Genomic DNA, 18277 nt, shown 5'->3' with positions numbered 1-18277 from the left:
CGGTTCATCCCCGCGCGTGCGGGGAACAGGCCGCCGCTTACCTTGGCGTCTCGGAAACCACCGGTTCATCCCCGCGCGTGCGGGGAACAGGCTTCCTGGAAGCCTCTGTGCTGCAATGATATTCACGATGTCAACCGAGCTACCGATTTTTTGCCGCCCTCTGGCGCGGCCATCGGCTACTCGCGCGGATAAAACGAAACCAGCTTCAATCCGTCGAAATCGACCGGCATCCGACGGTTGCGGCCGACGGTCAGGAACTCAAAGCCCTGATCCGTGGGCGCCTTCCAGATCATCACCGCATCGCCGCCTTCGATATAGGCTTCGACCTGCTCCCAGATCCGGGTCCGGGTCCTCGCGGAGTAGTCGCCGACATAGACGCCGGCTCTCACCTCCAGCAGCCAGGCCGCCAATCGCCCCCGCAGCCGAGGCGGCGCGTTGCTGACCACGATCACCATCATCCGCGATGCCCCTCGTCCCCCGAACCGGCCGGGTCGTCGAAAGCGGGACCGATTGCGTCCGGTGGCGGCTCGGGGCGTGGCAGGTCGCCGGCGGCCAGCACCTCCTCGATGCCGGGGATGATCTTCGCCAACAGGCCGGTGCGGCGAAAGGCGTCGCGGCAGGCGAGGCGCACGGCCCGGTCGGGCGGCATGTCCAGCTTGCCGCGCACATGCTGGCCGGCGATGCGGAACGCCTCGGGGACTACGGTTTCCAGTTTCCACAGATCGGCAATGTCATAGACGAAGGAAAGCGGCTTGCCGGTATGCAGGAAACCGATGGCCGGCGCATAGCCCGCAGCCAGGACCGCCGCCTCGGTCAGGCCGTGCAGACAGGCGGTCGCCGCGGAAAGGCAGCGGTTCGGCACGTCGCCCGCCTCCCAATCCGCGACATCGTATTGCCGCCGCTTCCACGTGACGCCGTGGGCCTCGGCCAAAAGCTCATAGGCCTTGCGGACCCGCACCCCCTCGATCCCGCGAAGCTGGTCGATCGAGCGGCGCTCGGGCGCGGGCTCGCGAAAGCGCATCTGATACATCTTGCGCACCACCCGCAGCCGCGCGGCGGGGTCGAGCGCGATGGAAGCCTGCCAGAGCAACCGGTCCGAGCGCGCCCCGCCAGGCTGGCCGGCGGAGTAAAGCCGCACCCCGGCCTCGCCTACCCAGGTGATCAGCGTTCCGACGCGGGCGGCCAGCGCCACGGCGGCATGGCTGATGCGCGCGCCGGGTTCCAGCATGATCCCGGCAAGGCCACCCACCGGGATATGGGTGCGCGTGCCGTCCGCGTTGACCGCGACGAACGCGCCGTCCTGTACGTCCAGTTGCGCCCGCTCGACGAAGACCAGGGAGGCGCGGTCCTTGAGGGGGATCGGCCTTGGCGGCGGCAGGCCGGGGATCGCCATGCCTTACGCCCGCCGGATCAGCATCAGCCCGCAGCCGAAGGCTTTGCCGCGGCCGAAGCCCACGGCAATCTGCGCGAGAAAGGCGTCGGGATCGGTGACCTCCAGCCGCCCGGTCATCTCGATGACGCCGAATTGCGGCTGGCCCTTGCGGGGGCCGACATGTGCTGGCAGCCGAACGACCGAATAGTCGGCTGCGGCGAAATCCGTCACCTGGAAACCGGCCACTTCGCCCTGCCGTGCCAGCCAGTCGCGGCCAGCGGTTTCGGCGGCGGCCATGCGCGCCTCGCGCCGGGCATCGCTTTCACTCCCCGAAGGCAGCGCATGAAGTGCGTCCATCACCACATCCACCCGCTGCGCACGGACATCGGGCACGGTCTTGCGCGTCCGCGTGGCGTTCGCGCGCAGGACGAAGCCCAGCCGGTCGCCCGCCCGGAGGTCGGGCGCAAAAGGCTTGACCTCTGGCGGCAGGAACAGCCCCGCGCCATCGGCGGCGGGGGGGCGAGGCGAGAGGATCAGGAAGCGCCCATTCCCCTCGGCCCGCCACAGGAAATCGCGGCTCCGGTCGGGATCGTCGGCGAACAGCGCCCAGATCAGCCGGTGATGGGCGTCCATGATCCGGCCCCGCTTGGGGTCGTGCAGCCGGTCGGGCGCAGATCCCTCGATCGGGTCGATCAGCGCCTTCAGCGCGGTGGTCGCCGGATTGCGCGCCAGCGTGACGCGAGAGAGACAAAGGCTCATGTCGCCCCCTCGGCCGCGGGCCGGTGGATGAACACGGGACGTTGCGCAAAGTGCCATTTCGCACGCTCGACCGGCAGGTCGTTGCGGCTGTCCCGCGCATCGGCAGGACTCACGGGCTCGTCCGAGGCGACCAGCCGCAGCGCGCCCCGATGGCCGAAGGGCGGACGGGCAGCCAAGGCCAGCGCCTGCAAGGGACCTTCAGCCTTGACGATACGCGGGGCGGGGGGCGCGGCCAGCGGGCAGGACTTGCGGCCCAGATAGAGCGTGAAGACCGGCTGGCGCAGGGCCTGCGCCAGATCCTCCAGCGCACCCGTCCAGCCCGGACCGGACCACAGCGCCACGGCATAGGCGACGCCGACCCGGTAATCGCGCAGGGTGATGGTCGTGTTCGTGTTACGCCCCGCGCGGGCGATGGCAGCGGGGCGGCTGTCGGGGTTGCGGGCGGCAGCGGTCGGGATGGTCTCGACGGTGTGGTAGTCGCGCAGCGGCACGCCGTCATCGATCACCCCCACCGCCAAGCGCAGCGCGTCGAGCCGGGCGAAGCCTTCATCGTCGCCGCGCCGGATGCCCATGGCCGCAGCGACCAGCCCGATCACCGCAGAACGGCCGGGCCATGTCAGCGAGCCGCGCCGCTCATGCCCGGCCAGTTCCCCCATGCTGCCCAGTGCGGCGCAGAGGGTGAAGACCAGATGCTCAGCCATCCGCCGCCACCGCCGAGGCCGCGAAACTGGCGATGTCATTCAGCCGGCCCTGCCCCGCCGCGACATTCATCAGCGCCTCGCGCGTGGGCGCGCTGTCATAGGCGGCGTCGATCTGGCCGCGCATCGCTTCCAGCTTCTTGACGGAAGTGGTCAGCAGATCCTCGCCCTGCACGGGTTTCAGGAAGGCGCCGGTCAGGTCGCGCGGGGCGTGGCTGCCGATCTCGGCCAGGACATAGGCCGCGAAGGGATGATGCGCGTGGCTGTTCTGCTTGCCCTTGGGCGTGGCGGTCGCCAGCGCGCGGGCCAACGCATCCAGCCCCTTCGCCGCCAGTTCGCGGTCGCCGCCAAGGTTTTCCACCAGCAGATCGGTGTTCACGCAGGCATAGAGGTAATAGACGCCCGAGCCGAAGGCATGTTCGCCCAGATGCGCGCCGCCGGCATCCTCGTCCCGGGTTTTCAGGTCATCGACGGCGGTGAAGAAATCGTCCTCGGATTGCGCGCGGTGGGTGGTGATAGCATGGCCGACCTGCACGGCGGCCTCGCGGTTGAAATCCGGGTTGTCGGCCAGCATGCGCCCGAACATGGCGATGTCCACCGCCCCACCCGCGCTGCGCAGCACGGTTTTCGCCAGATCCTTGTCGGAAGGCAGCCCCTCGCCCTGCGCCGCCTTGCGCGCAAGGTCCAGCGCATAGGCGCGTTCCTCGGGCGAGATGAAGGCCAGGGTCGTGCCCTGCACCAGATCGGGGTTCTTCTTATCCACCGGCTCGATCTTGCCGAAGACCTTGGCCACCGCCTCGGCGATCTCGCGCGCCTTGGCGGCATCGACGCCGTCCTCGGCCAGCGCCTTGCGGATCACCTCGCCCAGCCGCTTGGTCCGTTCGCCCAAAGACCCGACCAGCGCCTGCTGGAACGTGTCGGACATCCGCAGCGCCCGCTTGATCGATTGGCTGGACAGCCGCAGCCGCGGGGCGCCGCCGTAATGCGCCTCTTTCGGGCGGCCCTGATCGTCGCGGTTCGGGTTCGACGGAGGATAGGCCGTCAGCAAGTGGAATTGCAGAAAGGTGGTCATTCGGTCTCCTCCTCGGCGGCGACCGAACGCGGAGGCGCGGCGCCGTAATAATCGAAACACCAGCGGATACGGGGCTTTTCGCCCCAGAACAGGATGTCCTCGGCCAAAGCGGCCACGTTGCAGGCCCCGCCGACCAGCGGCAGCGCGCGGCGCAGGCCCGTCGCCAGCTCCTGCCTGTCATCGGAACGGATCAGCCGCTGGAAACGCAGAGCCGACAGCGCCTTGGGATCGCCCCCGCCGAAGGCTTCCGCAACACTTAACTGCCCGTCATGTCGCTTGACATGGGCAAGCACCTGCGCCAGCGCGGCCAGCGTCAGCGGATCCGGGCGGCGATCGAGGCGGTCATACAGTGCGCTCACCGCACCTTCGGCCAGAATATCGGTGACATGATCCGCCCGCCGCAGCCTTGCCCGCAGGGCACGGGCCGGGCCGGTGTCTTCATCGGGACGAAGGTGCTGCTTCCACCAGCCAAAGGCGACCTGGCCGGGGTTCTTCGTCGCATCGCTCATGCCGCCTCCTTCCTGCGGGGTCGGGGTCCGAGGCCCAGCTTCACATAGGCGTCCTTGCCCGGATTGCGCCAGCCCGCAAAGGCGGCGCGCAGCCCCTCGCGCGCGTCGATGATCTGCCTGATCGCCTCGGGGCGCTGCTGGTCCAGCCCCGGGAGGGCCTGCCGGTCGAAGATCGCCAGCGCCACCCGCTCCATCGCGCGCAGCCAGCGGGCGGCGGTTTCCACGCGCGGCGTTCCGGCCAGCAACGCGGCAAGGCCGGCCTCGAACGCGCCTTGCGTCGCGGTAAAGAACTCCTCACGCAACGCATCCAGCGCGCTGCCTTCGCCCGCCACGACCTTCAGCGCACCGCGCAGGGCAAGGCCGAAGGACTCGGCCGACTGGATCATCGCGATCAGGGTCAGCCCGGCCTCGCTTTCAAGGGACAGCAGCGGCTGGCGCGACCAAGTGAAGTCGCGGGGCTTCATGTTGTCCATCGCGTAGCCCGCCACGATCACGCTGGCCGTCACCCTGTCCCTGGGCAGCACGCGGCGTTCATAGCTGTCCAGACAGCGCGCCCGGCGGCGCAGATCGCCTTCGTCGCCCGGCATCTCCATCACCACGCCCAGCCAGTTGCGATAGCCGAAAGCGCCGGCGCGGGGATGCAGGGGCAGAAGCTCGGACCCAGCCTTCTGGCGATAACAGGGGGTCAGGGGATGTTCCCAACCGGCGTAATTGGCCCCATAGGGCCGCTGGATAACGCCGGTGACCGCCGCATCGCCGACCAGCCGCAGCCGGCGCGGCATGCCGAAGAAGGCCTCGACCGGGTGGGTGGAGTCGGGCCAGACCTCGGCCCCCTTCGCTTCGGAGGTGCGGGTCGGGCGCATCCAGGGCAGCACCTCCGGCCCGGCGGGCTGGCCATCGGGAATATTCGCCCAGACAAGATCCCACAGGCTGCCCGTGCCCGGATCGACCAGCGTCACCATCGGCCCGCCGCCGCGCATCGAGGTGCGGTTGCCCGCGCCCCCCGAGGGCGCATGCGCCTGCAATGTGTAAAGCGCCATCGCGGCCAGCGGCAGGTCGAGTTCGGGATAACGGTTCCGCCGTACCATCAGGTCGGCATTGTTACGTGCAGTATTGCCCCCCGCCGAATCGATGAACAACATGTCAGGCGGGTTCGGCGCGCCTTCCAGCGGATCGAAGTCCTGAAGAAAGCGCGGGCCGTCACCCATCAGGTCGAAAGCCGGGGCAAACGGGGCAAGCCGCTCGCGCAGCCGCTGCGCATCCGGCTTACGGGCGCGCCAGTCGGCGGCATTGGCAGGAGGATCGGCGAGGAAGACGAGGCCGATCAGCAATTCAAGACAGGCGATGTTCAGATCGGCGCGCGGCCAGTCGGGGAAGACGACGCCGGGGTCAGCGATCTGGTCGGGGCGGATGATGCGGGGGCCATCATCGGAACGGCGCACCGGAATCCAGGGATCGTTAACGAGATTTAAAGACATCAGCACGATCCTGCGATCCACCTCACGAGCGATCCAAGCAGAGCCACATACCCGCTGTCAATCCATATTTATCCCTTCTCACACTTAACCCTTCTCCACATCTATTTATCCCCGCATGTGCGGGGAACGAGTAGCCTTGACCCTGCTCCACGGGTCATCCTCGCGTGTGCGGGGATCACTCCCAGATCAGGCCCGAACACGCGGAATAACGCAACCCCTCGCAGATTTCCCCATCCTCACCCACCGGACAAATCGTCACCGCCGCACGCCGCCAATCCGGCCAATCGCGCGTCACCGCCGCGATCTCGGGCACCTCCTGATCCGGTAGCGGTAGCCGATCCAGCCTCGCCTTGGCAGCCGACACCTCCGAGAGCTGCCAGAGTTCCGCGAGCGTCCCCTCGCCCTGTGCCCATGGCACAAGCACCCCATCCACCCGGCGAGCCAGCGCCAGCGTCCGGGTCTCGCGCCCCAGCCGGGTCGGATAGCGGGTATCATCCGCCCCCGCCGCGCCCTGCCGGTAGCCCGCAGCGAAGTCCACAACGTTCTGGTCGCCCAGCGAGCGGCGGGCATAGCCCTCGCCGATCCGCTCTTGCTCGGCGGCCTCCAGAACCGGCGGGACCGGCGCGGCCCCGTCGCCATGCACGGCCTCGATCAGGGCGCGCAATTCGCAAGGCGCATCGATCCGACCCCGGCGGAACAGCAAGTCAGCCGTGCGCCACTGCTCGGCCAGCGGATAGACCCAGGCGCCACCATCCAGCACCTGATGCAACCAGCGGGCATCGGAAACCTCGTCCGGATCGGGCGAGACGACATGCAGCACGGGCCAGGGAACGGGACGTAGACTTTGCGGACGCTCTGCCATGTGACGCCACAGCCGCCCGGCGCGCTGGATCAGCGCCGCCATGGGCGCGAGGTCCGAGACCATCACGTCGAAATCCAGGTCCAACGAACTCTCGACCACCTGCGTCGCCACCAGCACCTTGCCCGCTCTACCCTGACCATGACGCCCGAAACACGCCAGTTCCGCCGCCTCGATCCGCTTGCGGTCGCTCAGCGCGAAGCGGGCATGCAGCAGCGAGGCCTCGACCCCGCGCGCCCGCAACAGATCAACGGCGGCGATCGCATCATCGACGGCATTGCGCACCCAGACGCAGGCCGCACCCGCCTGGGCCGAACGCGCCAGCAGATCGGCGGCCGCCTCGGCATCGGGCAGCCTCTCGACCTTCACCACCCCCTTGGGGCTGGGCGTCGCGGCAACGGGCAGCCTGTCCACACCCGGAATCGTCAGCGCGGGATAGGCGGGGTCGGGGTCCGCGGCCCAATCCCTGCCCGCCCCCTGGGCAAAGGCGCGCATCAGCCGCGCCCGCGCGTCCAGCGGCAAGGTCGCCGTCAGCAGGATCGCCGATCCGCCCTGCGCAGCATGGGCCTGCAACAGCCGATCAAGTAATATACTACCGTATCCATCCCCGGAGATTTCATGTGCCTCGTCGACAATCAATATCTTGGAGGACAGCCCCCACAGCCGCAGCGCCGAAAACCGCGCCCGCATCACGGCCAGCAACGCCTGATCGACCGTGCCGATCCCCACATCGGCCAGCAGCGCTCGCCGCCGGTCGTCCGCCAGCCATTCGGTGCAGGTCACGTCATCGCTGCGGCTGCGCCCGTGCTGCAAGTCGAGAAACGGCACCGACAGCCCGGCGCGGCCATGCGCCAGGGTCAGCGTCGGATGCTCCAGCATGCGCCCGACCACGCCGGAGGCGCGCACGAACATCGCATCCGCCGTCGCCATGGTGGGAAGCGCGAAGAACAGCCCCCTGCCCTTTCCGGCCAGCAGCATGCGCTGCGCCAGGATCAGCGCCGCCTCGGTCTTGCCGGCGCCGGTCTCGTCCTCGATGAAGGCCAGCATCTGCCCATCGGGCAAGGGCGCCGATGCCGCCGCCTGCTGCATGGGGCGCAGGGCGAAGTCGAACAGTTCCTCCGGCCGCGCAATCGTTCCCGCGACACCTGCCCGAGGCACATGGCGCGCGGCGGCGCCCCGTGCCAGCGCGAGGTAGTCGGCCAGCGGCAGATCGCCTCGCATCGCCGGAAACCAGTCGGCATTCGAGCCGATCCAGTCCGCTGCCGTCGTCAACCCGGCCAGCCACCATGACAGCCGCCTCGCCTCGGTTTCATCCAGCCCTTCCAGCGATGCCTCGGGCCAAAGACCGGCCAGGGCCTCGACGGCCGCAGGAATATCCGCCGCAGCCTCTGGCCCCGCATCGCCGCACATTCGGGGAAAGAACCGCTCATCCCGCTTCGAGGGCCGACCGTGGTGGCCCGCGATGGCCGGGATCAGAAAGCGCATGGCCCTGGGATCGGCCTGCAAGCGGGCCTGCAACCACGGATCGTCCAACAGCCAGGCCTCGGTCAGTTCCCAGTGGCGCGCGGATTGCGGCACCCTCTCGCGGATCATGGCGCGGAAGCCCGCCCCGATCTTGCCCAGATCGTGCAGGGCGACAAGCAGCGCAAACGCCGCCTTCCATTCGTCGGGAAAGGGGCTGCCGCGCAGCAGCCGTTCGGCAACCGCAGCCACGTCGAGCATGTGATAGATGGCGGGATGCTCGGGCCCGCCATCCCGGCTGCTTTTTCCGGGCCAATGCAACAGATGGGACGCCATGAAAGCCCGTGTTCGAAGAAGATGCCGATCCCCCCGATGATGCCGTCTTTTCGTGGGAAGGAAAGAGGGCGCCATGATGAAGTTTTCCGATGCGGGTCGTACCATGAGGTGCAGACTGGACGCGACCTCGGCCAAACTGGCAAACCTCCATCCTCGTCTTCCGCGAAGCTCGTCTACCGCACCCAGATCCTCGATTATCCGGGTGAAGAGCTACGACAAGGCCGGGACAGCATGGCTTCCGAATAAACTTTCGCCAGGCCCCCTTGCCATCCATGCTGATCTGAACCTTGCGGCTGGCCAGAACCTTGATGAAATCGGTCGAGGTGAATTGACTGCCCTGATCGGTGTTGAATATCTCCGGCTGGCCATAGCGCTCCAGTGCTTCTTCGAGCGCGTCGACGCAAAAATCCGCATCCAGAAAGATCGATATCCGCCAAGACAGCACCCGCCTGGAGAACCAATCGACCACGGCGACCAGGTAGATGAAACCACGGGACATCGGGATGTAAGTAATATCCATGGCCCAGACCTGATTGGGCCGGGTGATCGGCAGTTTCCTCGGCAGATAAGGGTAGATCTTGTGCCCCGGCGCCGGTTTCGAGGTGTTCGGCTTGCGATACAGCGCCGCGATCCCCATCCGTTTCATCAGCGTGCAAACGTGCTTGCGGCCAACCTGGAAGCCTTCCTGGACCAGAATGCCCCGCAACATCCGGCTGCCCGCGAAGGGGTGATCCAGATGCAGCCGGTCGATCCGGCTCATCAGCTTGAGATCCGCGTCGCTGACTGGGCGTGGCTGGTAATAGACGGCACCCCGGCTGATCCCGAGGATCCTGGCCTGTTTGCTGATGCTCAGCTTCGCTCCCGCATCGATCATTTTCTTGCGCTTGGCAACAGTCCCGCCTTGCCGAGCGCGACTGACAAAAAATCATTCTCCGGTGTCAGTTCGCCGATCTTCGCATGCAGCGTCTTCACGTCGATCACCGGCTCTGCCGCAGGCTTTGCAGCCTCGCCAAAGATGCCGGTCGCACCTTCGAGCAGCTGATCCCGCCATTGCTTGATCTGATTGGGGTGAATGTCGAATTCTTGCGAAAGCTCGATCATGGTCTTTTCACCTTTGATCGCTGCTATCGCCACCTTTGCCTTGAACACCGGGCTGTGGTTCCGACGCGGTCGTTTTGTCGGCATCTACAAGCGCATGCGCTATGCCGACGTGAAGATGTTCACGCTGTTCGAAGGCGAGATCAGCGAATTGCATGTCGGGCTGAAGGGCACGATGAACGCGCTGTTCATCAAGGACCTGGCCGACAAGACCCGCCGGGGATTGCGCCGCCGGGTCGAGGACGGCAAATCCGGTGGCGGCAACTCCTACGGCTACGACGTGGTGAAGCGGTTCGACGGCAATGGCGAGCCGATCCGCGGCGACCGGACGATCAACGAAGCGCAGGCCGCGATCATCCGCCGCATCTTCACAGATTATAACGCCGGCCTTTCCTCACGCACCATCGCCATGACGCTGAACCGCGAGGGCCTGCCCGGTCCCATGGGCAGGGAATGGGGTCCCTCGACGATCCACGGCAACCGCGAGCGCGGCACCGGCATCCTCAACAACGAGCTTTATGTCGGCCGCCCCGTCTGGAACCGGCTGCGCTACGTCAAGGATCCCGATACCGGGAGGCGGGTCTCTCGGCTGAATCCGGAAAGCGAATGGGTGGTGCAAGACGTGCCCGACCTGCGCATCGTCGACCAAAATCTCTGGGACGCGGTGAAAGCGCGGCAGGGCGAACTGGCCTTCTCGACCCGCACGCGGCCGGAAGGCAATCCGCTGAACGACCGGCGGCGCCCGAAACACCTCTTCGCCGGCCTGGTCAAATGCGGCTGCTGCGGCGGGGGCTATTCGATGATCGCGAAGGATCTCCTGGGCTGCTCGACGGCGCGGAACAAGGGCACCTGTGACAACCGCATCAACATCCGCCGCGACGCGCTCCAAGCCTCGATCCTGAACGGACTCAAAAACACCTGATGGAGCCGGAGCTGTTTCGGGAGTTCTGCGCCGAGTTCACCCGGGAGGTAAACCGGCTGCGCATGGAGCGCGGCGCCGATCTGACCGCCGTGCGCGAAGAGCTTCCCCGTATCGACCGCGAACTGTCGAAGCTGCTGGCGGCGCTGAAGGCCGGCGGTCCGATCCAGGCCATCGTCGACAACATGAAGCGGCTGGAAGCGCGCAAGGCCGAGCTGACGGAGAAGCTGGCCAACGCCGACGAACCCCCACCCCTGCTGCACCCGAACATGGCGGCGCTCTATGCTCAACGCATCGCGGAGCTTTCGGAGAACCTGCGGCACGAGGACGGCCGCGCGCAGGCGGCGGCGCGACCACGTGACGCTGGTGCCAGAGGACGGCGAGCTGGCCATCGTGCTGCGCGGCGATCTCGGCGCCATCCTGCGCTTTGCCGCGGGAAAGAAGTATCCGGATTTCCTGTCGGAAGCCGAGGCGCTGGACAATCTTCTGGCGCAGTCGGGCAGCTTGCGGAAGCCCAGGCTTAGAAACGGAAAAACCTCCGCGCTTAATGCCACGGAGGTTTCGTAATTATCGTTGGTTGCGGGGGCCCGCAACTACCGAGACCGACACTCGCTCGAAGTCCCTGCATAAAAACAGAAAATCCATTTCTCGTCGGACTTTCAAGTGTGCTGGCACCGTCCGGGCCAAGGGCGCTCCGAAGACCGAAAAGGCGCCCAAACCCCGTTTCATTCAATGTCTTCGTAATACACCAGCGCGGGAAGATACCGCCTCTGATGCAGTATCCGCAGCACGACAACCGCATCTCCTGCGGCCTTGATCGGCGCGTAGAAGATGATGTGCTTTCCGTAATTGAGCGAACGCATCCCCGGCAGGAACAGATCTCGCGGCCGGCCCGAGAGTGGCACCTGCTCAATCCGCTCGAATGCAGAAGCAAGACCCCGATAATAGCGCAGCCATTGCTCCCTGCCCCACTGTTCAACCGTATATTGGCGGATCTCCTCCAGATCCTGCCTGGCAAGGTCGGATAGCCTGATCGCCATTCGGAGGGTCAGCCTCGGAAGGCGTCCGGCTCGAAGGCACGGGCGTCGAACTCCGCGAAGCCCCCTGCCTCGGCTGCAGCGGCAGCTTCCTCAAGTTCCGCCTTCAGCGCATAGAACTGTCTTGCGCCGTCCTTCTCCATCAGCAGGCGGATCCCAGCGCGCACGACCTCGCTGAGGTTGGCATAGGCACCGGACCTGATCTGGCCCTCGACATAATCCCGCATCGGTTCCGTCAGATGGACGTTGGGCATGGCGACATCTCCTTCATGCTCGATCATATCAGATTCGAGCATAGTCTCAACCGTTCGACGCCGCCCGGCACCGGCGTCACCCCGCCCATGGGCGCGGGCGAGGCGCCGCAGAAATGTCAGCCCTTCTGCGGGGCGAACGCCGCGCGATATTGCGACTGGCGTTCCAGCATCCAGCCCGGATATTCGGCGGGCAGCTTCGTCACCCTGTCGAGCGCGGATCTCGGCAGCGACGTTCAACGTGCGGATTTCGTCGCTGCGGTTCTTCTTCGGCATCACCTGCGGGCGCGAGAACATGAAGCGCTACATGCAGTTCCGAAGCAAGCCGCGGAGATTGCCGGCTGTCCTCAGCGTCGAAGAGGTGGGCGACCTGATGGCCGCGGCGCCCGGGCGGGGACTGAAGTACCGTGCTGCCCTGGGCATCAGCTACGGGGCCGGCCTTCGCGCCGCCGAGGTTTGCAACCTCAAGGTCACGGATATCTTACGTCTGTCGCGCTCGACCTCGTCTTGGGGTCGAACTTCTTCTTCATGAAATGGGCGACGGTCCCGACCTCGCCGGCACAGACTGCGTTCCTGCGCGTGCTGTTCGGCTTTCTGCCGCTGGCGGTCATCGCATGGAGGTCGGACGTCATCACCCGCAGCCAGTTTTTGCATCTGCCGCATTCTGCCGTCATGTCGGTGCCGAGGACGACCTTCTACTCCTGCGGTTTCGTTGCCTGGACCGCCCTGTTCCCCACCAGCATTGCCGGGCTGTTCAGCAGCGCCATTCCCATCTTCGCCTTTCTTTGCGCGTTCCTGTTCTTGTGCAGAGATCGACCGATCCGCCCGATGGCGTCGGGTGTCGAACTCGGCTTTGTCGGGATCGTGCTGAATGCGCGTCCCTGGGAAGGGACGGCTGGCGTCTCGCCGCTTGGCGTGCTGCGGATGCTGGCCGGGACGATCAGCCTGTGCGTGTCGTTCGTCCATGTCCGGCACTTCCTGTTGCCCCTGAAGCGGCCATCGCTGGCCCTGGCACCTGGCAAACCGGACTGGCGATGGTGACCTTGCTACTGCTGACCGATCTCGAGGGCATTGGCACCATTGCCATGGATGCGCATGCCTTGCCGGGAACAATCATCGGCCTGGGTATGCTGGGAGCAAGTGAGGCTTTCCTGAGCTACTACGTAATTATTGAAAGGCTTGAGCCGGTGCGGGTGTCCGGTGCGACCTACATCGCCCCGATGGTCGCGCTCCTGATCGACGTCGCCGTGGGCAAGAGAATTACCACTCTGGGGATCCTGGCGGCGGCTCTGTCATATTCACCGCATCGATGGCCTCCTACATGGGCCTGCCCTATGGATGGGATATACCGTCGCTAAGTCCGCCCTGCTCGGGGTCGTGCGTGCCCTTTCCGCCGAATTCGCTGACCAGAACGTCCGGGTGAACGGCATCGCGCCGGGGTGGATCGCCATCCCCCTCTATCGGGGTGCCAGGGGTGCCGATCCCGCGCGCAAGGCCAAGGCCTCGGGGCGAATCCAGATGGGACGCATCGGCGAGGTCGAGGATGTCGGCTGGACCTGCGTGTTCCTGGCCTCGGACGCCGCCGCCTGTATTACCGGCCAGGCAGTGGCCGTGGATGGGCGGAGCCCTGGCGGGCATCTGACCTTCGGGAACGCAATCGCTCCGACATGCTAGCAACCATCAAGGGCTGCTGCATGTGACGCATCTGTATGATGTCGCGGGCGGGACATGCCAGCCGCTGGGGGGCCGGCTTGCAAGGATACCACAGCTTAGCTCAGGTCGCTGCGCATCCTTTCTTCGGGCCCGCCAGGATTTCGCAAATATACCGGGCATCTTCGGGCAGCAGCGTGGCGCGGTCCGGGGCCTGAAGATCCAGCACTAGGCTTGCCGCTTCCTGCAAGGGTTTCTCGCCGGCAGGCCGCATCGTTGGTGAAAGCGACCGAATCAAGGCTTCCAGCACCTCTGCCTCGATCCGTTCGGCCATGAGCTCCTGCGCCTTGACCGCCTCGCGCAGGGCAGGAATGCGCGGGTTCCAGGCCAGGATGGTGCCGGACTTCATCACCGTCCTGATGCGGCGCAGGGGGTGGATCACGTCTTGCCGCCACCGCGCGCATGAGGCGTCCAGTGCCCGGATGGCGGCGGCATCCAGGGCCTTGTCCAGAACTGCTCCGTGAAGGACGGCAAGAAACAGCGGGATGTCCAGCCCATATGTCTCCTGCAGGCGCAGGCAGACCGGGGCCACGCCCGGCGCGGCATAGACCTGCAGCATGAAGGGCCAGAGTTCCGTCGCCTCGTCCTTCTCGGCGGCGCATTTCCCTTCAGGTTTTGCAGGCATCATCATGCTCCCTCGCTCGCAAGCGCGGCGATCTCGCCCACACTCACCGGCCGAAGCGGCGGCCGGACGGTCAGCCAGCCCGCCTCCTCCATGGTCACGCCGCGCATCCGGGCCGTCAACTGGGCCAGGGTCGGGCCGCAGATCCGGCCCTGGCAAGGGCCCATGCCACAGCGCAGGAACGCCTTGAGCTGGTTCGGCCCGGCAGCGCCGACGGCAAGGCTTGCCCGGATCTCGCCGCAGCGCACCTCTTCGCAGCGGCAGGCGACCACCTCGTCCGGGGGCGTCAGCAATTCCGGTGCAGGCCGGTAAAGGCGTTCGATCAGCGGGCGCGCGGCAAGATGGGCGCGACGCGCGCGGCGCGTGGCCGAAACAAGCAGAGGATCGACCTGATGGCCAAGCCGTTCCAGAATGGCCATGGCGGCGATGCGCCCTTCAAGCAAGGCCACCATGGCACCGCCGATCCCGCCGGCATCGCCCGCGACATGGACATGGTCCAGCGAGCTGCGCAGATCGCGGTCCCGCGCCGGATGGAAGGCGACCGCAGCCTCGGACCAGAGCATCCGGCACCCCAGGCTGCGCAGCAGATGGGTTTCGGGGATGACGCCTTCGTGCAGGCCGATGCGGGACAGCCGCAGCCTGTGCCGGCCGCGGCCGAGAAAGCGCAGAACGAGGCTACCGTCCCCATCGGGTTCGATCCCGATCTGACGGGCATTGGTATGGACGGCGATCCCCGCCCGGCGCAGCTGCCACAAGAGCCCCGCGCCCTTGACCAGATAGGCCGGGCCGTGCCCCAGCAACGCGCGCGGCAGGTGCCGCAAAGCCGCAAGCGTGGCCGCCGGGCGGGCGGTATCGACCAGCACCAGATCGCGCTTGCCCGCCGTCAGGCATTGCACGGCATAAAGATAGACAAGCGGCCCCGTCCCCACCAGCGCAAGCGGCCCCTGGGGCAGCAGCCCCTCGCGCTTGAGCAGGATCTGCAGGCCGCCGATGGTGGTCACCCCGGGCAGCGTCCAGCCGGGCAGCGGGACCGGCCGCTCCATCGCGCCGGTCGCGACCAGCAGGTGCCACGCGGCTTCGCGGCGCAGGCCCCCCGCATCCCTGAGCCAGACCGCGCCGTCCGGATCGACCCGCCACGCCTCGGTCGAGAAGGCGAGCGTGGCGCCGCTGGCCCGCAGCCGCGCCACCTCGGCCGCACCGGCGCGATAGTCGGGACCAAGGACAGCGGCCCGGCTTTCGGGAACGGTCTCGATACCGCGCCAGATCTGGCCGCCCGGGCCGGGCGACTCGTCGACAAGCAGGACCCGCGCGCCGCGTTCGGCCAACAGGCTGGCGCCGCCGATCCCAGCCGGGCCGGCGCCGATGACGATCGCGTCCCAGCGGCTCATTTCCCCGCCCCCGCCGCATCGCGCCGCGCACCGATCTGGCGGCGCACCCTCATCCCGGCCCGTGCGGCCACCATGCAGGCACGCTGGTTGTCCTGGCCGTCTATGCTCACGAGGCAATCGAAACAGGCCCCCATCAGGCACCATGGCCCGCGCGCGGCGCCGGAAACCGGGGTTTCGCGAAAAGCCGTGACGCCAGCGGCCATCAACGCGCCGGCGACCGTCTCTCCGGGCCGGAAGCGCAGCGGGCGGCCTTCGAAGAACAGTTCGGCACCCGCCTCGGGCGCCAGGGGATCAAGTCGAATGAACGGCAAGGCGCGCACTCCGCATGGATCGGGGGGCGGGGCCGAGATCGCCCCGGGCCAGGGCGGGGCCGAGTTCGAGCGCATGCAGGCTCGCCAGCGTGACCCCGCTGTGACAAGTGACAAGAAAGGCCCCCGGCATCTCGGGCGATTCGTCATAGATCGGCAGGCCGTCCGGAGTCATGATCCTGAGCGCGGCCCAGGCCCGAACCAGGCGCGCCGCGCGTAGGGCCGGGAACAGCCGCGTGCCGATGCGGCAAAGCCGGGCGATGGCCTCGACCTCGGTCGCGGTCGAAAAGCCGGCATCCTCATGCGTGCTGCCCAGCAGCACCGTGCCCTCGCGACTTTGGCGGATGGCGCTGGCAGGATGGTGCAGGAAGGGCGCCACCCGGTCTGTCACCACGATCTGGCCGCGCTCGGGCATCAGACGCGGCTCCAGCCCGACCTGGCGCGCCAGCGCATCGGCGCCAAGGCCGGCCGAGATGACGATCCGGCGGCCCGTTACCTCGGCCCCCGAGGCATCGCGGATCGCAAAGCCCCGATGCGGATCCCGCCGGATCTCGCGTGCCGAGAAATTCGTCCGCAGCCGGCCGCCGTGCCGGACCACCCCTTCGTGAAAGGCGCGCAAGGCGAACAGCGGGCTGACCTCGCCATCGAGGTCGGAAAGCGAGGCGCCAAGCACCTGCGGACCAATGCCCGGCGCGATTTCGCGCAGGGCTTCGCGGTCAAGCAATTCGATGCTGATATCGGCGGCTTCGGCACGGGTGCGCGCGATCAGCGCCCGGCGCTGTTCCATCTCTTCTGCCGAGCAGCAGAAATGCAGCCCGCCGCCGCCGCGCCAGCCGATATCGATCCCGCTTTCCTCGCCCAGGATGCGGGCAAGCTCGGGCCATCGCCTGCCGGCACGGATCGACCAATGCATGTAGTCAGGATGGCCGAGCCCCTTGCCCTGCAACCAGACCAGGCCGAAATTCCCGCGCGAGGCACGGAAGGCGATGTCGCCCTCGTCCAGCAGGGTCACGTCGGCCCCAGCCCGCGCAGCGCCCCAGGCAAGCGCCGCGCCGATCAGGCCCCCGCCGATGACGACCAGTTCGCCGGCCACGCTCATCCCGGCCAGTCCGGCGGTTGCAAGGACAGGTGCATCCAGCGCAGGAGCGTGACGATATCAAAGACCGGAAGGCCAAACCGACGCGATACCGCCGCCGAATAGGGCGGCAGGTTGGCGCATTCGAAGACCAGCGCGCCGACCTCGGGATGACGGTCCAGCAGTTCCGCCACCGTGGCCATCATGTCGGCCTCCTGCGCGGCGCGGTCCACCTCGGGCGCCTGCTCGCGCATGTTGCGCAGCAACGGCCCATCAAAGGGCAGCGCCGCCATGGGCAGCCCGGCTTGCGCACCCACGCCGCGAAAATGCCGCTCGTCCAGCGCAGAAGGGTCCGAGACGATCAGCCCCGGCACCCGCCCCGCGGGCAGGATGCGCTGGATCAACGGAATCTGGAGCAGCGCCGAGGACAGGAAGGGCACTGGAGAATACCGGACCAGCTCGTCCTGGAGCGCGGCGAGGAAACCGCAGCTGGTGGTGATCGCCGAACAGCCCAGCCCGGCCAGATCGTCTATCGCGGCGCGAAAGGCGTCCAGGGCATGGCGCGGATCGCCCTCGATCACGTCGCGCGGCCTGACGCCCCGCACCACGCGAAACTGCACCGCAAAAGGCCAGGTGCCGGCATGGGCGATGTCGCCGGGCAGGCGGCGAAACCCGGTATCCAGCACGATGATGCCTAGCATCACCCCGTGGACCGTACGGCGCGCGGGGGTCATGGCATCTCTCCAGCAAGGGCGTCCTTCAACCCGCTCCAGCGCCGCACCGCACCGGTGTCGATATCGAAAAGGTCCAGCGCCCGCGCGGTGGAATGGGCCACCACCTCGTCCAGATCCCGCGGCTTGGCGTAAAAGGCCGGCACGGGCGGCATGATGATCGCGCCCATCTTCGTCAGCCGCGTCATCGTCTCCAGATGGCCCAGGTGCAGCGGCGTTTCGCGCAGCATCAGCACCAACCGGCGGCGTTCCTTGAGTACGACATCTGCCGCGCGGCTCATAAGGGTCGAGGTGACGCCGGTGGCGATCTCGGACATGGTCCTGACCGAACAGGGCGCAACCAGCATGCCCATGGTGCGAAACGAGCCTGAAGCGATGCTGGCGCCGATATCAGCCACCGGATGGATCACGTCCGCGCGGCCCTCCAGGTCGGCACTCCTGAGGCCAAGTTCCTGGTTCAGCGTCAGCAGGGCCGAGCGGGACACCACCAGATGGGTTTCCACGCCCGCCTCCCGTGCCAATGCCAGGGCCGCGATGCCATAGGCGGCACCCGAGGCGCCAGAGATGCCGATGACCAGCCGCCGCGTGCCCATC

21 protein-coding genes and 2 pseudogenes are annotated in these 18277 nt (G+C 67.2%); 6 read left to right on the top strand and 17 right to left on the bottom strand.

Annotated elements, in window-relative coordinates; genetic code table 11:
* Positions 1 to 176 precede the first annotated feature (176 nt).
* The 9 genes and pseudogenes from cas2e to PARJ55_RS23750 form a co-directional block, all read right to left on the bottom strand.
* Positions 177 to 458: a type I-E CRISPR-associated endoribonuclease Cas2e gene (gene cas2e, locus PARJ55_RS0121220; RefSeq protein ID WP_028714774.1), complete on the bottom strand. Its 282-nt coding sequence runs from the start codon at positions 456 to 458 to the stop codon at positions 177 to 179.
* A complete protein-coding gene (cas1e, locus tag PARJ55_RS0121215) occupies positions 455 to 1393 on the bottom strand; it encodes a type I-E CRISPR-associated endonuclease Cas1e (RefSeq protein ID WP_028714773.1) in 939 nt (312 codons plus the stop codon). Before cas1e ends, cas2e begins: the two co-directional genes overlap by 4 nt.
* Before the next feature lie 3 nt (positions 1394 to 1396).
* Positions 1397 to 2131: a type I-E CRISPR-associated protein Cas6/Cse3/CasE gene (cas6e, locus tag PARJ55_RS0121210; RefSeq protein WP_028714772.1), complete on the bottom strand. Its 735-nt coding sequence runs from the start codon at positions 2129 to 2131 to the stop codon at positions 1397 to 1399.
* Positions 2128 to 2832 carry a type I-E CRISPR-associated protein Cas5/CasD gene (cas5e, locus tag PARJ55_RS22890; protein WP_051416410.1) on the bottom strand — a complete coding sequence of 235 codons (705 nt, stop codon included), beginning with the start codon at positions 2830 to 2832 and terminating at the stop codon, positions 2128 to 2130. The genes cas6e and cas5e overlap by 4 nt, the downstream gene beginning before the upstream one ends.
* On the bottom strand, positions 2825 to 3901 hold the full coding sequence (gene cas7e / locus PARJ55_RS0121200) for a type I-E CRISPR-associated protein Cas7/Cse4/CasC (protein ID WP_028714771.1): 1077 nt from the start codon (positions 3899 to 3901) through the stop codon (positions 2825 to 2827). Before cas7e ends, cas5e begins: the two co-directional genes overlap by 8 nt.
* Positions 3898 to 4410 carry a type I-E CRISPR-associated protein Cse2/CasB gene (gene casB, locus PARJ55_RS0121195; RefSeq protein ID WP_028714770.1) on the bottom strand — a complete coding sequence of 171 codons (513 nt, stop codon included), beginning with the start codon at positions 4408 to 4410 and terminating at the stop codon, positions 3898 to 3900. The genes cas7e and casB overlap by 4 nt, the downstream gene beginning before the upstream one ends.
* The gene (casA, locus tag PARJ55_RS22885; protein ID WP_051416409.1) at positions 4407 to 5888 is read right to left on the bottom strand and encodes a type I-E CRISPR-associated protein Cse1/CasA; all 1482 of its coding nucleotides are present in this window, start codon (positions 5886 to 5888) and stop codon (positions 4407 to 4409) included. Before casA ends, casB begins: the two co-directional genes overlap by 4 nt.
* 175 nt (positions 5889 to 6063) lie before the next feature.
* Complete coding sequence (locus PARJ55_RS0121185) at positions 6064 to 8544, bottom strand: CRISPR-associated helicase/endonuclease Cas3 (RefSeq protein WP_028714769.1); 2481 nt, start codon at positions 8542 to 8544, stop codon at positions 6064 to 6066.
* A gap of 250 nt (positions 8545 to 8794) precedes the next feature.
* Positions 8795 to 9729 (bottom strand): annotated as a pseudogene (locus tag PARJ55_RS23750) (IS3 family transposase); the annotation flags it as partial.
* On the opposite strand from PARJ55_RS23750, the gene PARJ55_RS24735 reads away from it, so the two are divergent.
* Together PARJ55_RS24735 and PARJ55_RS24730 are read left to right on the top strand one after the other, a co-directional pair.
* A complete protein-coding gene (locus tag PARJ55_RS24735; RefSeq protein ID WP_232215774.1) occupies positions 9617 to 10564 on the top strand; it encodes a recombinase family protein in 948 nt (315 codons plus the stop codon). The pseudogene PARJ55_RS23750 and the gene PARJ55_RS24735 overlap by 113 nt on opposite strands.
* Positions 10564 to 11085 carry a hypothetical protein gene (locus PARJ55_RS24730; protein WP_232215773.1) on the top strand — a complete coding sequence of 174 codons (522 nt, stop codon included), beginning with the start codon at positions 10564 to 10566 and terminating at the stop codon, positions 11083 to 11085. Before PARJ55_RS24735 ends, PARJ55_RS24730 begins: the two co-directional genes overlap by 1 nt.
* 201 nt (positions 11086 to 11286) lie before the next feature.
* Here the strand turns inward: PARJ55_RS24730 and PARJ55_RS0121170 are convergent, their stop codons facing one another.
* Both PARJ55_RS0121170 and PARJ55_RS24725 read right to left on the bottom strand, forming a co-directional pair.
* Positions 11287 to 11601 carry a type II toxin-antitoxin system RelE/ParE family toxin gene (locus PARJ55_RS0121170; RefSeq protein WP_028714768.1) on the bottom strand — a complete coding sequence of 105 codons (315 nt, stop codon included), beginning with the start codon at positions 11599 to 11601 and terminating at the stop codon, positions 11287 to 11289.
* 8 nt (positions 11602 to 11609) lie between these two features.
* Positions 11610 to 12146 (bottom strand): type II toxin-antitoxin system ParD family antitoxin, encoded by a 537-nt coding sequence (locus PARJ55_RS24725; protein ID WP_232215772.1) that lies wholly within the window; start codon positions 12144 to 12146, stop codon positions 11610 to 11612.
* Between PARJ55_RS24725 and PARJ55_RS24720 the strand changes: the two are divergent.
* The 4 genes and pseudogenes from PARJ55_RS24720 to PARJ55_RS0121150 form a co-directional block, all read left to right on the top strand.
* Positions 12034 to 12330: pseudogene (locus tag PARJ55_RS24720) on the top strand (hypothetical protein); the annotation flags it as partial. The gene PARJ55_RS24725 and the pseudogene PARJ55_RS24720 sit on opposite strands and share 113 nt — an antisense overlap.
* Positions 12331 to 12377: 47 nt before the next feature.
* Positions 12378 to 12890: a DMT family transporter gene (locus tag PARJ55_RS24715; protein ID WP_051476469.1), complete on the top strand. Its 513-nt coding sequence runs from the start codon at positions 12378 to 12380 to the stop codon at positions 12888 to 12890.
* Positions 12884 to 13207 carry a hypothetical protein gene (locus tag PARJ55_RS24415; RefSeq protein WP_051416407.1) on the top strand — a complete coding sequence of 108 codons (324 nt, stop codon included), beginning with the start codon at positions 12884 to 12886 and terminating at the stop codon, positions 13205 to 13207. Before PARJ55_RS24715 ends, PARJ55_RS24415 begins: the two co-directional genes overlap by 7 nt.
* Entirely contained in the window at positions 13188 to 13523 is a 336-nt protein-coding gene (locus PARJ55_RS0121150; RefSeq protein ID WP_028714766.1) for an SDR family oxidoreductase, read from the top strand. The genes PARJ55_RS24415 and PARJ55_RS0121150 overlap by 20 nt, the downstream gene beginning before the upstream one ends.
* 100 nt (positions 13524 to 13623) lie before the next feature.
* Here PARJ55_RS0121150 and PARJ55_RS22870 read toward each other — a convergent pair whose 3' ends face one another.
* The 6 genes from PARJ55_RS22870 to PARJ55_RS0121120 are packed head-to-tail and all read right to left on the bottom strand — an operon-like array spanning position 13624 to position 18276.
* Entirely contained in the window at positions 13624 to 14184 is a 561-nt protein-coding gene (locus PARJ55_RS22870; protein WP_051416406.1) for a TIGR02444 family protein, read from the bottom strand.
* A gap of 2 nt (positions 14185 to 14186) precedes the next feature.
* Positions 14187 to 15569: an NAD(P)/FAD-dependent oxidoreductase gene (locus PARJ55_RS0121140; protein ID WP_028714765.1), complete on the bottom strand. Its 1383-nt coding sequence runs from the start codon at positions 15567 to 15569 to the stop codon at positions 14187 to 14189.
* Positions 15566 to 15889 (bottom strand): (2Fe-2S)-binding protein, encoded by a 324-nt coding sequence (locus tag PARJ55_RS0121135; RefSeq protein ID WP_371255994.1) that lies wholly within the window; start codon positions 15887 to 15889, stop codon positions 15566 to 15568. The genes PARJ55_RS0121140 and PARJ55_RS0121135 overlap by 4 nt, the downstream gene beginning before the upstream one ends.
* Positions 15861 to 16976 (bottom strand): FAD-binding oxidoreductase, encoded by a 1116-nt coding sequence (locus tag PARJ55_RS0121130; RefSeq protein WP_028714763.1) that lies wholly within the window; start codon positions 16974 to 16976, stop codon positions 15861 to 15863. The genes PARJ55_RS0121135 and PARJ55_RS0121130 overlap by 29 nt, the downstream gene beginning before the upstream one ends.
* Entirely contained in the window at positions 16973 to 17686 is a 714-nt protein-coding gene (locus tag PARJ55_RS0121125; protein ID WP_028714762.1) for an aspartate/glutamate racemase family protein, read from the bottom strand. The genes PARJ55_RS0121130 and PARJ55_RS0121125 overlap by 4 nt, the downstream gene beginning before the upstream one ends.
* Complete coding sequence (locus PARJ55_RS0121120) at positions 17683 to 18276, bottom strand: UbiX family flavin prenyltransferase (protein ID WP_028714761.1); 594 nt, start codon at positions 18274 to 18276, stop codon at positions 17683 to 17685. The genes PARJ55_RS0121125 and PARJ55_RS0121120 overlap by 4 nt, the downstream gene beginning before the upstream one ends.
* Position 18277 lies beyond the last annotated feature (1 nt).

The organism is Paracoccus sp. J55 (assembly GCF_000513975.1).
Lineage (GTDB): Bacteria > Pseudomonadota > Alphaproteobacteria > Rhodobacterales > Rhodobacteraceae > Paracoccus.
This window is presented reverse-complemented; position numbering and strand designations above follow the sequence as displayed.

Excerpts from the sequence above, each read along its gene's own strand:
- cas2e (WP_028714774.1), bottom strand. The coding sequence starts at position 458 with ATGATGGTGATCGTGGTCAGCAACGCGCCGCCTCGGCTGCGGGGGCGA.
- cas1e (WP_028714773.1), bottom strand. The coding sequence starts at position 1,393 with ATGGCGATCCCCGGCCTGCCGCCGCCAAGGCCGATCCCCCTCAAGGAC.
- cas6e (WP_028714772.1), bottom strand. The coding sequence starts at position 2,131 with ATGAGCCTTTGTCTCTCTCGCGTCACGCTGGCGCGCAATCCGGCGACC.
- cas5e (WP_051416410.1), bottom strand. The coding sequence starts at position 2,832 with ATGGCTGAGCATCTGGTCTTCACCCTCTGCGCCGCACTGGGCAGCATG.
- cas7e (WP_028714771.1), bottom strand. The coding sequence starts at position 3,901 with ATGACCACCTTTCTGCAATTCCACTTGCTGACGGCCTATCCTCCGTCG.
- casB (WP_028714770.1), bottom strand. The coding sequence starts at position 4,410 with ATGAGCGATGCGACGAAGAACCCCGGCCAGGTCGCCTTTGGCTGGTGG.
- casA (WP_051416409.1), bottom strand. The coding sequence starts at position 5,888 with ATGTCTTTAAATCTCGTTAACGATCCCTGGATTCCGGTGCGCCGTTCC.
- PARJ55_RS0121185 (WP_028714769.1), bottom strand. The coding sequence starts at position 8,544 with ATGGCGTCCCATCTGTTGCATTGGCCCGGAAAAAGCAGCCGGGATGGC.
- PARJ55_RS24735 (WP_232215774.1), top strand. The coding sequence starts at position 9,617 with ATGTCGAATTCTTGCGAAAGCTCGATCATGGTCTTTTCACCTTTGATC.
- PARJ55_RS24730 (WP_232215773.1), top strand. The coding sequence starts at position 10,564 with ATGGAGCCGGAGCTGTTTCGGGAGTTCTGCGCCGAGTTCACCCGGGAG.
- PARJ55_RS0121170 (WP_028714768.1), bottom strand. The coding sequence starts at position 11,601 with ATGGCGATCAGGCTATCCGACCTTGCCAGGCAGGATCTGGAGGAGATC.
- PARJ55_RS24725 (WP_232215772.1), bottom strand. The coding sequence starts at position 12,146 with ATGTTCTCGCGCCCGCAGGTGATGCCGAAGAAGAACCGCAGCGACGAA.
- PARJ55_RS24715 (WP_051476469.1), top strand. The coding sequence starts at position 12,378 with ATGAAATGGGCGACGGTCCCGACCTCGCCGGCACAGACTGCGTTCCTG.
- PARJ55_RS24415 (WP_051416407.1), top strand. The coding sequence starts at position 12,884 with ATGGTGACCTTGCTACTGCTGACCGATCTCGAGGGCATTGGCACCATT.
- PARJ55_RS0121150 (WP_028714766.1), top strand. The coding sequence starts at position 13,188 with ATGGGATATACCGTCGCTAAGTCCGCCCTGCTCGGGGTCGTGCGTGCC.
- PARJ55_RS22870 (WP_051416406.1), bottom strand. The coding sequence starts at position 14,184 with ATGCCTGCAAAACCTGAAGGGAAATGCGCCGCCGAGAAGGACGAGGCG.
- PARJ55_RS0121140 (WP_028714765.1), bottom strand. The coding sequence starts at position 15,569 with ATGAGCCGCTGGGACGCGATCGTCATCGGCGCCGGCCCGGCTGGGATC.
- PARJ55_RS0121130 (WP_028714763.1), bottom strand. The coding sequence starts at position 16,976 with ATGAGCGTGGCCGGCGAACTGGTCGTCATCGGCGGGGGCCTGATCGGC.
- PARJ55_RS0121125 (WP_028714762.1), bottom strand. The coding sequence starts at position 17,686 with ATGACCCCCGCGCGCCGTACGGTCCACGGGGTGATGCTAGGCATCATC.
- PARJ55_RS0121120 (WP_028714761.1), bottom strand. The coding sequence starts at position 18,276 with ATGGGCACGCGGCGGCTGGTCATCGGCATCTCTGGCGCCTCGGGTGCC.